The organism is Aeromonas media, assembly GCF_020423125.1.
In the GTDB taxonomy this organism is placed as follows: domain Bacteria; phylum Pseudomonadota; class Gammaproteobacteria; order Enterobacterales; family Aeromonadaceae; genus Aeromonas; species Aeromonas media.
Map to the genome: position 1 here is coordinate 765,001 of NZ_CP075564.1, position 14,584 is coordinate 779,584.

Genomic DNA, 14,584 nt, shown 5'->3' on the forward strand with positions numbered 1-14,584 from the left:
GAGATATCAGAAGTGCGAATGCTGACGTAAGTAACGATAAAGGGGGTGAAAAGCCTCCTCGCCGGAAGACCAAGGGTTCCTGTCCAACGTTAATCGGGGCAGGGTGAGTCGACCCCTAAGGTGAGGCCGAAAGGCGTAATCGATGGGAAGCAGGTTAATATTCCTGCACGACTTGTAATTGCGATGGGGGGACGGAGAAGGCTAGGTGGGCCAGGCGACGGTTGTCCTGGTGAAAGTGCGTAGGTGGTGTTTCTAGGCAAATCCGGAGACACAACACTGAGACACGAGACGAAGCCACTACGGTGGTGAAGCCATTGATGCCCTGCTTCCAGGAAAAGCCTCTAAGCTTCAGATTACAAGTCATCGTACCCCAAACCGACACAGGTGGTCGGGTAGAGAATACCAAGGCGCTTGAGAGAACTCGGGTGAAGGAACTAGGCAAAATAGAACCGTAACTTCGGGAGAAGGTTCGCTCTTGACAGTGAAGTCCCTTGCGGATGGAGCAGTTGGGAGTCGCAGTGACCAGATGGCTGGGACTGTTTATCAAAAACACAGCACTCTGCAAACACGAAAGTGGACGTATAGGGTGTGACACCTGCCCGGTGCCGGAAGGTTAATTGATGGGGTTAGCGCAAGCGAAGCTCTTGATCGAAGCCCCGGTAAACGGCGGCCGTAACTATAACGGTCCTAAGGTAGCGAAATTCCTTGTCGGGTAAGTTCCGACCTGCACGAATGGTGTAACCATGGCCATGCTGTCTCCACCCGAGACTCAGTGAAATCGAATTCGCCGTGAAGATGCGGTGTACCCGCGGCTAGACGGAAAGACCCCGTGAACCTTTACTACAGCTTGGCACTGAACATTGAACCTACATGTGTAGGATAGGTGGGAGGCTTTGAAGGCGTGACGCCAGTTGCGCTGGAGCCGTCCTTGAAATACCACCCTTGTATGTTTGATGTTCTAACGCAGGGCCCTGAATCGGGCTCGCGGACAGTGCCTGGTGGGTAGTTTGACTGGGGCGGTCTCCTCCCAAAGAGTAACGGAGGAGCACGAAGGTTGGCTAATCCTGGTCGGACATCAGGAGGTTAGTGCAATGGCATAAGCCAGCTTAACTGCGAGACGGACAGGTCGAGCAGGTACGAAAGTAGGTCATAGTGATCCGGTGGTTCTGAATGGAAGGGCCATCGCTCAACGGATAAAAGGTACTCCGGGGATAACAGGCTGATACCGCCCAAGAGTTCATATCGACGGCGGTGTTTGGCACCTCGATGTCGGCTCATCACATCCTGGGGCTGAAGTCGGTCCCAAGGGTATGGCTGTTCGCCATTTAAAGTGGTACGCGAGCTGGGTTCAGAACGTCGTGAGACAGTTCGGTCCCTATCTGCCGTGGGCGTTGGATGATTGAAGGGAGTTGCTCCTAGTACGAGAGGACCGGAGTGAACGAACCTCTGGTGTTCGGGTTGTCACGCCAGTGGCACTGCCCGGTAGCTAAGTTCGGAATCGATAACCGCTGAAAGCATCTAAGCGGGAAGCGAGCCCTGAGATGAGTCATCCCTGACCCCTTGAGGGTCCTAAAGGGCCGTTGGAGACCACAACGTTGATAGGTGGGGTGTGTAAGCGCGGCGACGTGTTGAGCTAACCCATACTAATTACCCGTGAGGCTTAACCATACAACACCCAAGAAGTGTTCTGGGCCTTGTAGCAAATCGAAGAACTACTACCTAATTCAGTGATAATGACAAGGCAAACTAGCCGAGTTGTTATTCACGTCAGCTTTCTAGATTAAGAATTTGCCTGGCGGCCATAGCGCCGTGGAACCACCTGATCCCATGCCGAACTCAGAAGTGAAACGCGGTAGCGCCGATGGTAGTGTGGCATTCGCCATGCGAGAGTAGGACACTGCCAGGCACCCAATATAAAAAACCCCGCTCACTGAGCGGGGTTTTTTATTGCCTGACATTCTGTGCTTCAGCACCGATTTAGTGACTGCTTAGAGGATGCTCAGGTCATCTGCTTCAAAATAAATGACCCGCTCTTTACCCACCGGCTTACCTTTCGACTCTTCTACTCTCTTCGCCAACCCTGATAGCCCCTGGCTATGCCTCCTGCCTATGTTCACTATTGCCGTAACGGGGGAGTGACAAGGAGGGCTGGATCCATAGACTGTGAGTTTCATCGGCAAGGGAGCTGTGTATGTTGGGGATCCACGATCTGGCGTTGTTTATCGTATCCGGCCTGCTGTTGAACATGATGCCGGGACCGGACTCCCTGCTCATCATGCTGCGCAGTGGCTCGCAAGGCTGGCGAGCGGGCTCGGTGGCCGCACTGGGCATAGGAACGGGTACCATGGTGCATGTGCTGGCAGCAGCGCTGGGGCTGTCGGCTGTGCTGAGCGCCTCGGCCGAGCTGTTCGCTGTCATCAAGTTGATGGGGGCGCTCTATCTGGTCTACCTGGGGCTTTCCATGTTCTGGCAAGGTACCAAGGCTCCTTCCGCCACCAATGCGGCTGTGGCGTTGCCTGTGCTTTCTTATGGCCGGATCTTTCGGCAGGGCCTGCTGACCAATGTGCTCAATCCCAAGGTAGCACTCTTCTTCCTCGCCTTTGTGCCCCAGTTCATCGATCCCGCCGCACCGCAGAAGGCGCTGGCTTTTATCGTGCTGGGCTGCATCTTTAATATCAACGGGATGATCTGGTGCCACCTGCTGGCCTTCTCGACCGCCTATGCGAGTCGCATGATGCGCTTGCCTGCCCGGCTGGGGTGTTGGCTCAATCGCGTGATGGGTGGCCTGTTTGTGGGGCTCGGCATCAAGCTGGCCGTGGAGTGAGATGGCGACTGGGCATAGAAAAAGGCGTATCCCATCGCTGGGACACGCCTTTATCTGCACTGCAGCAGGATGACTGAAATCAGTTCATGCCGTAGCGCTTGAGTTTCTTGCGCAGGGTGCCACGGTTGATGCCCATCATCACGGCGGCGCGAGTCTGGTTACCACGGGTGTACTGCATGATCACGTCCAGCATGGGGGCTTCGACTTCGGAGAGAACCATATCGTACAGATCAATCACTTCCTGACCGTTCAACTGGGCCAGGTAGTTACGCAGGGCCTGTTGCACAGAGTCACGCAGGGGGCGCTGGGTCGGCTCGGCAGCGTGATTGTGAGTAGTTGTTACCAATGCATCAGAAGTCAGGGTTTGTTCGAACATATTCGGTCGGCTCTTTAGTTATGCGTTAACCTAATCCATCGAAATACGCTTCGAGTGCCTCGAGTTGTGCGTCTGCACAATCCAGGGCATTGAAGTGCTTACGGAATTCTCGGCCCGTCTCTTCTTCATCCAGATACCAGCCCACGTGTTTACGGGCAATGCGCGCTCCCAGATATGCACCGTAAAACTGGTGCAGGTTGGTAACATGCTCGTTCATCAGGGTGCGAACCTCTTCCCTGTCGGGAGGCGGCAGCTTGGTGCCCGTCTCAAGAAAATGACGGATTTCCCGGAAAATCCAGGGTCGTCCTTGCGCAGCACGGCCGATCATCACGGCGTCGACGCCGGTATAGTCGAGGACATACCGGGCCTTCTCCGGGCTGTCTATGTCGCCATTGGCGACAACAGGAATCGATACGGCCTGCTTAATCGCCCTGATAGTGTCGTATTCCGCTTCGCCCTTGTAGAGGCAGGAGCGGGTACGACCATGCACGGCAAGGGCCGCGATACCGCAATCTTCGGCGATTCGGGCGATCTCCTCGCCATTGCGGTTATCCGGATCCCATCCTGTGCGGATCTTCAAGGTGACAGGTACCTCTACTGCATTCACCACGGCCTGGCAGATGGATCTGACCAGATCGGGTTGGCGCAGCAGGGCGGAGCCTGCCAACTTTTTATTCACTTTTTTTGCCGGACATCCCATGTTGATGTCGACGATCTGAGCGCCCTGCTCCACGTTGTAGCGGGCAGCAAACGCCATCATCTCGGGGTCGGATCCGGCAATCTGGACCGATCGCAGTCCGGTTTCGGCAGAGTGGCCCATTCTCATCCTGGTTTTCTGGGTATCCCAGACATCCGGGTTGGCCAGCAGCATCTCTGAAACGGCCATGCCGGCTCCCAAACGTAAACAAAGTTCACGAAATGGTCGGTCTGTTACACCGGCCATGGGGGCCACGATCAAGGGAGTTTCAAGCGTGTGGGGACCTATCTGCATTCCACGGTTACCATCGGCTTAGGGCGGCGTATATTACGCATTTTTTAGTCAGGAGAAAAGGTTAGTATTTGAGCGTCAGCCATTTTTTTCTGAAAAAAACGTCGCGCCAAGGCTTGCAAATTCAGGAGTGCTTGAAAATCAGACATATTGTCTGGGACCATGGTCAGGGTCAAATGAGTGAGGGACTCGGTGATTTGACAGTCTCTTTCCGGCGCCTGTTTACGCTATGATAGCGAACCTGAATCGAGCAAAGGCTCCACACAATTTTATTACAAACATAAATTGGGGATGTATGACGTCAAGGTTCATCAAATTGCTCTGCCCGGGCCTGCTGGGAGCCATGCTGGGCTCGGCGCAGGCGCAAACCGTCAGCTTCACCGAGGCCTGGAGCCGGGTCATCCAGCAGGATGACGGCCTGGCGGCGGAGCAGGCCGGGGTGGAGCGGGCAGAGCAACTGCGCGAGGCAGCCAAGGCCATGTATCTGCCCAAGGTGGATGTGGGGGCCAGCTATACCCACCTCGATCAGCCGATGGAACTGGACATGCTGGATCTGAATCCCATCGCCAACCACCCGGAATTCGGCAAGGTGCTGGGTCCCGTCATGCAGGCGCTCAACCTCAGCCCCAGCGACTTCGTCACCCCCCTCACCAAGCAGAATGTGGTCACCAGTTCGGTCAAGATGCTGTGGCCGCTGTTTACCGGTGGGCGTATCGATGCGGCCCAGGACATTCGCCAGGCGCAGGTGAGCGAAGCGCAGCAACTACTGGTGCTCAAGCAGCAGTCTACCTTCGAGAGCCTCTCCCAGACTTACTTCGGCGTGGTGCTGGCGGCCCAAGTGGTGCAGACCAAGCAGGAGATCGAGCAGGGGTTGGCCCACCACCTGGATCACGCCAGGAAGCTCGAAGCCCAGGGCCAGATAGCCAAGGTCGAGCGGCTCTCCGCCCAGTCGGCCTATGACAGGGCCCGCATCGATACCCAGAAGGCGCGGCGCAGCCTGGAGATAGCCCAGCTGGCCCTCGGTCACATGCTCAAGCTCAAACAGGCCGAGCCCAATACCAGCCTTTTCATCAACGAGGGGATGCCAGCATTGGCTCCCTTCGTGGAGGAAACCCTGTCGGTACACCCCGGTCTCAAGCTGCTGGCGGCCAAGAAGGAGCAGGCTCAGGGGATGATCAAGCTGGAGAAAGGCAAATATGCCCCGGAGTTGTTCCTGTTTGGCAACTACAACCTCTATGAAGATGACTCCATCGTCTCCAAGACCACCCCGGACTGGTTGGTCGGGGTCGGGGTCAGCATGCCGCTGGTGAGCCGCGACGGCCGCTCCGAGACGGTGCAGGCGGCCAAGAGTGCCGAGCTGCAGGTCAATCTGCTGCAGGCCAAGACCCGCCAGGATCTGGAGTTGCTGGTCGAGAAGACCTGGCGTGAGGCGGCCCAGGGACTGGAGGAGTATCAATCCCTCTCCTCGACCCAGGCGCTGGCGGAAGAGAACGTGCGGCTGCGGGACAAGGCATTCGGTCAGGGGCTCTCCACCTCGCTGGATGTGGTGGATGCCCAGAGCCAGCTGGCCGGGGTCAAGACCCAGCGCGCCGCGGCAGCCTACCAATACGTGGTCTCCCTGGCCCGACTGCTGGCGCTCTCGGGGCAGATGAACAGTTTCAATCAATATCAGCATGGTCAGGCGATAGAGGTGAATTCATGACTTCGACCCAGCAGGCCCATCTATCCATCACTGTTTCGACCGCCAAGGGTCGCCCTTTTGTCGAGGTGAATTCATGAGTCATCCCCCCATCAAGAAGAAGATGAGCCAGGGCAAGCCTTGGTTGCTGCCACTTGCCTTGGTGCTGCTGGTCATTTGGCTGGGCTGGCGCTTCTGGCTGGCCTATCAGCCGGAGCCGGTGCGCCTGCAGGGCCAGATTGAGGCGCAGCAGTATTCGGTCTCCTCCAAGGTGGCGGGGCGTATCGACGAGGTGCTGGTGAAGAAGGGAGATCAACTGGCCAAGGGTCAGCTGGCGTTCACCCTGGCGAGCCCCGAAATCGAGGCCAAGCTGAGCCAGGCCAAGGCGGGTCAGGCGGCCGCGGGTGCCATGGCGCAGGAGGCCGAGAAGGGGGCGCGGGCCCAGCAGATCGCCGCGGCCAAGGATCAGTGGCAGCAAGCCAAGGCAGCCGCCCTGCTTCGTGGCAAGACCTATGAACGTATCGCCAGCCTGCATCGGGACGGCGTCATATCGCTGCAAAAGCGTGACGAGGCCTGGGCGGCCTGGCAGGCGGCCAAATACAGCGAAGGCATGGCCTGGCAGCAATATCAGATGACCCTGGAAGGGGCGCGGGAGGAGACCAAGGTCGCGGCGCGGGAGCAGGCCAAGATGGCGGCTGGCGGGGTGGCCGAGGTCGAGGCCTATCTGGCCGACACTCGCATCGCCAGCCCACACGAGGGGGAAGTCGCCCAGGTACTGCTGCGCAGCGGCGAGCTGGCGCCCCAGGGCTTCCCTGTGGTGAGCCTGCTCGACATGAAGGATGCCTGGGCCCAGTTCCATGTGCGCGAGGATCTGCTGCCCCGCTTCCCGGTTGGCACCGAGTTTGATGCCCGCATCCCGGGCCTTGGCGATCAGACGGTGCGTTTCAAGGTGTCCCATGTGGCCGCGATGGGGGATTTCGCTACCTGGCGAGCCACAGACACCCGTCAGGGATTCGACATGAAGAGCTTCCAGGTGGAGGCGCGCCCCTTGCAACCAGTTGAAGGGTTGCGGGTTGGCATGAGCGTGCTGGTCGAACTCTGATGGGGCGCGAATGGCGGCTGTTGTGGCAAGACCCCTTCAGCCGGGCCCTGACCAGCTGGATCCCGCTGCTGCTGATCGGGCTCTTGTGCTGGATCTTCTCGGCGGGGTTGGCGCGCGACCTCAAGGTGGGTCTGGTGGATCTGGATCGCAGCACCCTTTCCCGCCAGCTCACCTTCTCTCTGGATGGCTCGGCCGGGCTCAAGATAGCGCAGCAGTTTGACACCATCGACGAGGGCGCCAGGGCGCTGCGCGGAGGGGACATCTATGCCCTGGTGGTGATCCCCAACCACCTGGAGCGGGATGCCCGGGAGGGCACCCAGCCCAGGGTGACCGTGTTCAACAACGGCCAGTTCATCCTGATCGCCAAGCTGGTCAACGCGGCCCTGGCCCAGGTGGTGGGCACCCTCAACGGCCAGGTGGGCGTGCTGGCGGCCATGGCCGACGGCAAGGCGCTGCCCGGGGCGCTGGGGCAATCTGTGCCCATCGCGAGCCAGGTGACGGCGCTCTACAACATCAACTCCAGCTACGCCCAGTTTTTGCTCAGCGCCCTGTTGCCTGCGGTGTGGCAGATCCTGGTGGTGCTCTATGGCCTCAATGCCCTGGCCCGTACCGATCGACTCGGCCTGGACTGGACCACCAGAGGGGTCTGGTTCGGCCTCTGGCGCACCCTGCTGCCCCATGTGCTCATCGGGTGGGGGTGGGGGCTGGCGTGGAGCCTGCTGCTGTTCAAGGCGCTGGGTTATCCCATGCAGGGCAGCTGGCTGGTGCTGACGCTGGGTCTGGGGCTGGCTTCGGCCGCCTGCGTCAGCATGGGGGCCTTCTTCTACGGCGTCATTCGGGATCCGGCCCGGGCGCTCTCTCTGGCGGGGGCTTACACTGCACCCGGTTTTGCTTTTATGGGGGTCACCTTCCCGGTCAGCGCCATGGGGGACGTCGCCCAGTTCTGGCGCAGTCTCTTGCCCATCTCCCACTATGTCGAGCTGCAGATAGGCCAGACCAACTACGGCCAGCCGCTGACGGCGGCCCTGCCCCAGTTCGGCGCCCTGCTGCTGTTCCTGCTGCCGCTGCTGCTGGTGGTGCGGCGCTATCAACCCCAGGCAACTGCAGCCCCAAGCCAGGAGGAGTCCAAGTCATGATGGGGTTCTGGGATCTGGTGCGTCTCGAGTTGCGCACACTGCTGGCGGACAGGGCCATCATGCTGACCCTGTTTGGCGGCGTCTTCTTCTACTCCTTCCTCTATCCGCAGCCCTATCTGCATCAGCTGCCTCGCGAAGAGGCTGTGGTGGTGGTCAACGATGACGGCAGCCAGCTCTCCCGTCAGCTGGAGTTCATGGCCGATGCGACGCCCCAGGTGAAACTGGTGGCTCGGGTCGACAGCCTGACACAGGCGCGGGAGTGGATGCTGACCGGCAAGGCGAGCGGCATACTGCACATTCCCCGTCACTTCTACCGGGATCTGATGTTGGGCAAGAGCGTTACCCTGGGTTATGCCGGCGACGCCTCTTACTTCCTGGTCTACGGCACCATAGCCGAGGGGCTGGCCCAGGCCGGAGGCACCCTGGCCGCTCAGGTCAAGGTGGCCCGGCTGCTGAGCCACGGCGAGGCGCTGCCCCAGGCGGCCATGGGCTGGAATGCAGTCGGGCTCAATGTGGTGCCTGTGTTCAACCCGTCCATGGGCTATGTGAACTACGTGGTGCCGGCGGTCTTCGTGCTGATCCTGCACCAGGTGCTGCTGATGGGCACCGGCATTCTGGGGGCGACCCAGAACCAGCGAAGCGGGCGAGGGGAGCACGGCTATTGGCAGCAGGCGCCCGTGCTGGCGTTGCTGCTGGCCCGCACCCTTGTGGTGGGGGGGCTGTTCGTGCTGCCGGTGACCTATTTCTTCGGCTTCTGCTTCGACCACTACGGCATAGCCCGCACCGCAGAGCCGGCCGCCTTGTGGCTGTTCACCCTGCCCTTCCTGCTGGCCACCACCTGGCTCGGGGTGGTGCTGGGGGCCCTGTTTACCCGTCGCGACCTGCCGACCCAGGTAGTGCTCATATCCTCGCTGCCGCTGGTCTTCCTCGCCGGCTTCATCTGGCCGCTGGAGCTGATCCCGCCCCCCCTCAACTGGCTGGCCCAGTGGGTGCCGAGCACGCCAGCCATAGAGGGCTTCCTGCGCCTCAACCAGATGGGCGCGGAGTTCAGCCAGGTGTCGCGCTACTGGTGGCAACTCTGGGGGCTGGCACTGCTTCATGGCGGCCTCGCTTGCCTGCTGCTGCGCTGGCGTCAGCGTTTGCTGCCGGTTGCCAACCAGGTGGCAAGCGATACGGCCGCCAGCCAGGCGAGATAACGCGGCGGCTAGAGAGTGTGAAACGGTCAGCCCAGGGGCTGACCGTTTTTTTATGCGCAGGCTTGGGTTGTGGAGGGGTCAGGCACGATGGAGATCGGGATCGCCGATGGCGTAGATCTGCCTCAGCGCAGCCTCGTCGGCTAGCAGGCGCAGGCCATGAATGGCCACATCGCTTCGGCGCACCAGTCCGTGCACCTCCTTGCCCCGGCTCAGCTCGGCACGGCCCGTTGCCTCCCCATCCTGCAACCCGGCCGGCCGCAGAATGGTCCAGTCGAGCGCGCTGGTCTGCAGCCAGCTCTCTGCCAGGCTCTTCAAGCGCACTTCGTGGCCAAATGCCGCCCTGGCCCGCTCGGGCAGGTATTGCCAGCTGTCGCCGCAGCCGAGGGACGTCACCAACAGCAGGCGGGTAAGCCCGGTCTGCTCCATGGCGTCGATGACGTGGCGGTTGCCCTGATAATCCACAGGTTGTGGCTGACGGAAGCTGCCGAGGGTGGAGACGACCCGGGCACCTGGGCCCGCTTGCACGCAAGCCTGCGTAACTGCGGCCGCATCCAGCGCATCCCCTTCGATGACCTCGACCCCCAGGGCGCGCAGCTCGGCGGCCATCTCGGGTTGGCGAACCAGGGCCAGGACCCTGTGACCCTGGCGCAGGACGTGATCGGTGAAGGCGCGGCCCAGCCCGCGGCTGGCTCCGAAGATGAGTGTGGTTGGCATTGTGTTGCTCCCAGTGGCGAAAGGGTCAGCCTAAAGGGTTGGCACAGTGCTGTAAATGAGAGTTGTTTTTATTCGAAACGGGGGAAATACGGCGAGCCCTGGCCACTGGTCCGGGCTCGCACAGGATCAGCCGTTGTAGTGGCCTATGCTGGGACGACGACTGGGGCCGCTCAGGTGGATATCCACCGGGTTGAACGCCTTGATCGCCTCGAAGCTGAAGTCACCTATGGCCTGATGCAGGCTCTGGGGACTGTGGTTGGTGATGATGATGACGCTTTTCGAGAGGTTGCGACGGCGGCGCAGCAGGTGGCCGAGGAAGCTTGACTGGCTCTCCGCCATCTTGGCGCGGTTGGCCGCCACTTCGTCGATGATCAGCAGATCCACCTCTTCCAGGGCGCGGCGGTACTGGTTGCGCTCCTCCTGATCCTGGATGACGTTGAAGAAGAGCCTGTCCACGATGGAGGCCCACTGCTGGAAGATCACCGATTTCTGATGGCGCTCGATCAGCTCGTGGGCCACGGCGCCCGCCAGGGTGGACTTGCCGGTGCCGTAGTCGCCGTAGATGAGCATGCAGCCACCACCGCTCTTCTCCCAATGCTCGAAGCCGCTGATGAAGTAGCGGGCCGTCTCTATGGGGTATTGCAGCGCGGGGTCGCCGGCATCCATCTTCTCGAAGATCCAGTCCGGGTTGAGGTCGGCCTGGGCGATCAGCTTCTGGATCCGCTCCTGGCGCGCCGCCTTCTGCAGTTCGCGCACCTCGGCATTGGCCTTGGCGTCGTACTCCTTGCGCAGGGTCTCGTAGTCGTACTGGCCGCCGCCGGTCTGGGCCTGCAGGCGACGTATACGCTCGAGCAGGCCACCCACGTGCTGACTCAGCTCAGGATCGTGAACGCGATGGTCCTGTTTGGCCTTGGCGATCCTGCGCCGCTTGGCCTCGATCTCTTCCAGCTCCTGGCGCAGCGGGTCGTGCGGATCTGTCATGGAATACTCCTTCTGCTGGGGCTGGGGTGACAAGGGGTTAATAGTGCCTGCTGCGGGCATCCGGGATCAATCATTGTCCGGCTCCTCGGTCTGGGCCAGCCGCTTGGCGGCCTCGATCATCTCCTGGGCCCGCTTGCTCGGCCCCGAATCGACGGGGGCTGGGGTGATCTGCTGATAACCGGCCACCTCGGTCGGCTGGCGCCTTGTGTATCGCCGGCTCTTGAGGGTCCGGATGAACTTCAGCATCCACTGATGCTGGGAGTCGAATACCTCGGGGCGACCCAGCCAGTAGGCGATGAACTCTCCCAGATCCTCTTCGCTGTAGCTGGCATCGATCACCCCGCACAGGCGGGCGAGGGCGGGCAGCTCTTCATCCGGCCGCCACTGCAGATGCATCTGGAACGGCCGCTCCGGCAGCGGGCTGCGCACCCGCTGGCTCAGCAGGGGCAGCTGGAAGGGGCACTGATGGTAGTGCTCGCTGTCCGCCTGCGCCTCGACCTGCAACAATTCGGCTTCCATCAGTTCATCGAGCAGCTCGGTGAGCTGGCGGGCATTGACCTGATAGCAGAACCCGCTGGGATTGCCCGGATCAACCACCGCCAGGGCGCGCCCAAGCTCGGGGTAGTTGAGCCTGGGCAGCCGATTTTCCAGCACCAGCCGGCGCAGTTGCAGGGTATAGAGGCTGCGTGCCGGATGGGAGAGTCTGGGATGGGCGAGGGCGCTGTATTCGGCTGGCGTCATGGTCTGCTTCACGATCTGGAGTGGAGGGCATTATCCCTCATGGCGGGGTTCCATACAATTCACAGTGCCCCTGGATGGCAGCCTGATGAGGCAGTGACGACCCTTCATCCAGGGGAGATTGGGAGTGAAAACCTCCCCGATCGCCATGGGTGCGGCATAAATTACTGACAAAATAATCAGCCCATTTCAAATGGTTGGGAGGCCGACTGGCTATTTGAAGGCGCTGCCCGGCAATATTGGGTGGCAAGATGGCGCCCCCATGTTCTAGGCTTAGTGCTCAAATAACCATTTGACTAATAAGAGCTTTGTCAAGATGTCAAAAGCCGGACTACGGATCCTGGTGGTGGAGGATGAAGCGGTTTTTCGCCACTCGCTGGTCACTTATCTCGAGCATGATGGGGCCTGTGTCTTTCAGGCCGAAGATGGGATCGAAGGGCTCTCGGCAGCCGCGCTCTACCACCCCGATATCGTGTTATGCGATCTGAACATGCCCAACATGGATGGGCATGAGGTGATCGCCTGCCTCGCGGCCCGCTACCCCGAGGTGCCTGTCATTGTCATCTCGGGTCAGGATCAGATGGCCGCCATCGAGCGGGCGCTGCGGGCAGGGGCCAGCGACTTCTTCATCAAGCCGGTGGATGACTATGGCCAGATCCGGCGCAGCATCGATCAGTGCCTGACGAGCAACGCCCACCAGAGCCAGCAACTGGAGCTGATGGAGCACATCGACTTCTTCCGGGCTCACGACCTGGCGTCCAGCCGCCTGCTGGCCTGGCTGGCACCGCCCGGCATGCAGGAGTGGGGGCCCTGGCAGGTGACGTTCGCCGGCATGGGCAATCTGTTCATTCCCGATACCTTCAAGCTGGGCGACAAGCTGCTGGTGCTGGTGATGGAGCTGCCCATCCTCGGGGTGGATGCCGCCTTCTGCGGTGCTCTGGTGCGATCCCTGATGAATGGCCCCTATCGCCAGTTTCAGCAGCAGGAGAGCCAGTTGCTGACCCAACCCCACAGGTTGCTCGACTACCTCAATCTGCAACTGCTGGAGTCGGGCCTGCGCCACTCCTTTGCCATGGCGGCGCTGCTGTTCGATCAGGAAGACGGGCTGGTATTTGCCAATGCAGGCCTCACCTCACCCCACTGGCTGATGCGCTCTGGGGGGTTGCCACTCGGGTTGATGCGCAGCAGCCGCTATGGCTTGCACAAGCGCAGCTGGCACGAGCCTTTCGAGTTGCAGTTTCGCAGCGACAGCGGCAGCGCCCTGAAGATGCGGGTTCGTCATCATTGAGGTTGTGGCTTAACGCTAAGACAAACAGGGCGCCCATTGGGCGCCCTGTTTGTCTGGTACCGTCCGGACCGGTTAGACGGTGGCGGATTGCAGCTTCTTGTCGTGCTCGTCAGCCTCTTTGGCGGGGCCTTCGGCGCCGTGCATCCAGTAGACCAGGCGGTTCGCCATGGTCAGCAGGATCAGGGCGCTGATCACGGCGGCCAGGGCGATGCCACCGAAGATGGCGATCGGACCCGCTTCACCAACGAAGGAACCGATGAAACCGGCCGCATAGTTGGCCAGGGCGACGAAGCCGAACCAGGCACCCATCATCAGGGACGCCAGGCGCAGCGGGGCCAGCTTGGTGACCATGGAGAGGCCAATCGGGGAGAGACAGAGCTCGCCCAGGGTGTGGAACAGGTAGGCACCGACCAGCCAGAACATGGAGGTCTTGACGGCCTGATCGCCGCCTTGTTCCAGCACGGCACCGATCATGAAGAGGAAGCCGACGGCCAGGAACAGCAGACCCATGGCGAATTTCACCGGGGAGTTTGGTTCCTTGCTGCCGAGCTTGATCCAGATGGCCGCCACGATCGGAGCGAGCGTGATGATGAAGAAAGGGTTCAGGGACTGGAACCAGGCGGTCGGTACTTCGAAGCTGCCGATCATGCGATCGGTATATTCCTGTGCATACAGGTTCATCAGACCACCGGCCTGCTCGAAACCTGCCCAGAAGATGATGGTGAACAGACCCAGCACCAGGATGACCTTGATGCGATCCACTTCCTGCTTGGTCAGCGGGGCCTTCTGCTCCTTGGAGCGTTGCAAGGCGGCGCGCTGGGCGGCCGGCATGCGGCCGATGTCGCCGAGGAAACGCTGGGCCATGGTGGCTTGCACCACCAGAGAGAGCAGCATGCCGATACCGGCGCTGACGAAGGCGGCTTGCCAGCCGTAGGCGGTGGCGGCGGCACCACAGATCACGCCCGCCAGCAGGGAGCCCAGGTTGATGCCCATGTAGAAGATGGTGAAGGCACCGTCACGACGGTGGTCACCTTCCTGATACAGGTCGCCCACCATGGTGGAGATGTTCGGTTTGAACAGACCGTTACCCAGGATCAGCAAGCCAAGGCCCGTGTAGAAGACGATGTTGACCATGTCCGGGAACATGGCGTGGGGCAGGGCCAGGGTAAATTGACCCGCCGCCATGAAGATGGCACCGATCAGAATGGCGCGGCGTTGACCGAGGAAGGTGTCGGCCAGCCAGCCCCCGATGATCGGGGTGATGTAGACCAGACCGGTATAGATACCGTACAGCTTGAGGGCGTCGGCCTGGGTCCAGCCCATGCCGCCGTTAGCGGTCATGTCAGTCAGATAGAGGACGAGCACGGCACGCATGCCGTAGTAGGAGAATCTCTCCCAGAGTTCGGTACTAAAGAGCAAAAAGAGCCCTTTAGGGTGACCTAAAAAGGTCCCTTTGGACGGGTTATTCATTGGAACTTCCACCTGTGTCTTATATTTTTTTAGAAATTTTATGCAAGGGCTAGGAACCAGCCATATTCCTTATAAAACAAGCAGGATTGAATT

12 protein-coding genes and 2 rRNA genes (1 of these 14 cut by a window edge) are annotated in these 14,584 nt (G+C 60.6%); 8 read left to right on the forward strand and 6 right to left on the reverse strand.

The window, feature by feature from the left end; translation table 11 throughout:
• From KI797_RS03695 to KI797_RS03705, 3 genes are all read left to right on the forward strand, one after another.
• Window positions 1-1,668: ribosomal RNA gene (locus KI797_RS03695) — 23S ribosomal RNA — on the forward strand (it extends 1,222 nt beyond the left edge of the window).
• 123 nt (window positions 1,669-1,791) lie between these two features.
• Window positions 1,792-1,906, forward strand: a 5S ribosomal RNA gene (gene rrf / locus KI797_RS03700).
• Window positions 1,907-2,191: 285 nt separating this feature from the next.
• A complete protein-coding gene (locus KI797_RS03705; RefSeq protein WP_226171516.1) occupies window positions 2,192-2,824 on the forward strand; it encodes a LysE family translocator in 633 nt (210 codons plus the stop codon).
• A gap of 79 nt (window positions 2,825-2,903) precedes the next feature.
• Here the strand turns inward: KI797_RS03705 and fis are convergent, their stop codons facing one another.
• Both fis and dusB read right to left on the reverse strand, forming a co-directional pair.
• A complete protein-coding gene (fis, locus tag KI797_RS03710) occupies window positions 2,904-3,200 on the reverse strand; it encodes a DNA-binding transcriptional regulator Fis (protein ID WP_005309538.1) in 297 nt (98 codons plus the stop codon).
• Between the two features lie 25 nt (window positions 3,201-3,225).
• Complete coding sequence (dusB, locus tag KI797_RS03715) at window positions 3,226-4,191, reverse strand: tRNA dihydrouridine synthase DusB (RefSeq protein WP_226171519.1); 966 nt, start codon at window positions 4,189-4,191, stop codon at window positions 3,226-3,228.
• Window positions 4,192-4,483: 292 nt separating this feature from the next.
• On the opposite strand from dusB, the gene KI797_RS03720 reads away from it, so the two are divergent.
• The 4 genes from KI797_RS03720 to KI797_RS03735 all read left to right on the forward strand — a co-directional run bounded on the left by KI797_RS03720 (window position 4,484) and on the right by KI797_RS03735 (window position 9,300).
• Entirely contained in the window at window positions 4,484-5,890 is a 1,407-nt protein-coding gene (locus KI797_RS03720; protein WP_226171521.1) for a TolC family protein, read from the forward strand.
• Between the two features lie 73 nt (window positions 5,891-5,963).
• Window positions 5,964-6,968 carry an HlyD family secretion protein gene (locus tag KI797_RS03725; protein ID WP_226171524.1) on the forward strand — a complete coding sequence of 335 codons (1,005 nt, stop codon included), beginning with the start codon at window positions 5,964-5,966 and terminating at the stop codon, window positions 6,966-6,968.
• Complete coding sequence (locus KI797_RS03730) at window positions 6,968-8,104, forward strand: ABC transporter permease (RefSeq protein ID WP_226171527.1); 1,137 nt, start codon at window positions 6,968-6,970, stop codon at window positions 8,102-8,104. Before KI797_RS03725 ends, KI797_RS03730 begins: the two co-directional genes overlap by 1 nt.
• Entirely contained in the window at window positions 8,101-9,300 is a 1,200-nt protein-coding gene (locus KI797_RS03735) for an ABC transporter permease (RefSeq protein ID WP_226171530.1), read from the forward strand. The genes KI797_RS03730 and KI797_RS03735 overlap by 4 nt, the downstream gene beginning before the upstream one ends.
• Window positions 9,301-9,378: 78 nt before the next feature.
• Here KI797_RS03735 and KI797_RS03740 read toward each other — a convergent pair whose 3' ends face one another.
• The 3 genes from KI797_RS03740 to KI797_RS03750 form a co-directional block, all read right to left on the reverse strand.
• The gene (locus KI797_RS03740) at window positions 9,379-10,014 is read right to left on the reverse strand and encodes an SDR family oxidoreductase (protein ID WP_226171533.1); all 636 of its coding nucleotides are present in this window, start codon (window positions 10,012-10,014) and stop codon (window positions 9,379-9,381) included.
• A gap of 126 nt (window positions 10,015-10,140) precedes the next feature.
• A complete protein-coding gene (locus tag KI797_RS03745; RefSeq protein ID WP_043133064.1) occupies window positions 10,141-10,995 on the reverse strand; it encodes a DnaA ATPase domain-containing protein in 855 nt (284 codons plus the stop codon).
• Between the two features lie 66 nt (window positions 10,996-11,061).
• Window positions 11,062-11,736 carry a DnaT-like ssDNA-binding domain-containing protein gene (locus KI797_RS03750; RefSeq protein WP_226171535.1) on the reverse strand — a complete coding sequence of 225 codons (675 nt, stop codon included), beginning with the start codon at window positions 11,734-11,736 and terminating at the stop codon, window positions 11,062-11,064.
• A gap of 313 nt (window positions 11,737-12,049) precedes the next feature.
• Here KI797_RS03750 and KI797_RS03755 point away from each other — a divergent pair, with 313 nt between their 5' ends.
• Entirely contained in the window at window positions 12,050-13,021 is a 972-nt protein-coding gene (locus tag KI797_RS03755; protein ID WP_226171538.1) for a response regulator, read from the forward strand.
• Between the two features lie 72 nt (window positions 13,022-13,093).
• Here the strand turns inward: KI797_RS03755 and KI797_RS03760 are convergent, their stop codons facing one another.
• Complete coding sequence (locus tag KI797_RS03760) at window positions 13,094-14,491, reverse strand: peptide MFS transporter (protein ID WP_226171542.1); 1,398 nt, start codon at window positions 14,489-14,491, stop codon at window positions 13,094-13,096.
• Between the last annotated feature and the right edge of the window lie 93 nt (window positions 14,492-14,584).

Coding starts and splice junctions, on each gene's coding strand:
- KI797_RS03730 (WP_226171527.1), top strand. CDS start 6,968: ATGGGGCGCGAATGGCGGCTGTTGTGGCAAGACCCCTTCAGCCGGGCC.
- KI797_RS03705 (WP_226171516.1), top strand. CDS start 2,192: ATGTTGGGGATCCACGATCTGGCGTTGTTTATCGTATCCGGCCTGCTG.
- KI797_RS03740 (WP_226171533.1), bottom strand. CDS start 10,014: ATGCCAACCACACTCATCTTCGGAGCCAGCCGCGGGCTGGGCCGCGCC.
- KI797_RS03755 (WP_226171538.1), top strand. CDS start 12,050: ATGTCAAAAGCCGGACTACGGATCCTGGTGGTGGAGGATGAAGCGGTT.
- dusB (WP_226171519.1), bottom strand. CDS start 4,191: ATGCAGATAGGTCCCCACACGCTTGAAACTCCCTTGATCGTGGCCCCC.
- fis (WP_005309538.1), bottom strand. CDS start 3,200: ATGTTCGAACAAACCCTGACTTCTGATGCATTGGTAACAACTACTCAC.
- KI797_RS03750 (WP_226171535.1), bottom strand. CDS start 11,736: ATGACGCCAGCCGAATACAGCGCCCTCGCCCATCCCAGACTCTCCCAT.
- KI797_RS03760 (WP_226171542.1), bottom strand. CDS start 14,491: ATGAATAACCCGTCCAAAGGGACCTTTTTAGGTCACCCTAAAGGGCTC.
- KI797_RS03745 (WP_043133064.1), bottom strand. CDS start 10,995: ATGACAGATCCGCACGACCCGCTGCGCCAGGAGCTGGAAGAGATCGAG.
- KI797_RS03720 (WP_226171521.1), top strand. CDS start 4,484: ATGACGTCAAGGTTCATCAAATTGCTCTGCCCGGGCCTGCTGGGAGCC.
- KI797_RS03725 (WP_226171524.1), top strand. CDS start 5,964: ATGAGTCATCCCCCCATCAAGAAGAAGATGAGCCAGGGCAAGCCTTGG.
- KI797_RS03735 (WP_226171530.1), top strand. CDS start 8,101: ATGATGGGGTTCTGGGATCTGGTGCGTCTCGAGTTGCGCACACTGCTG.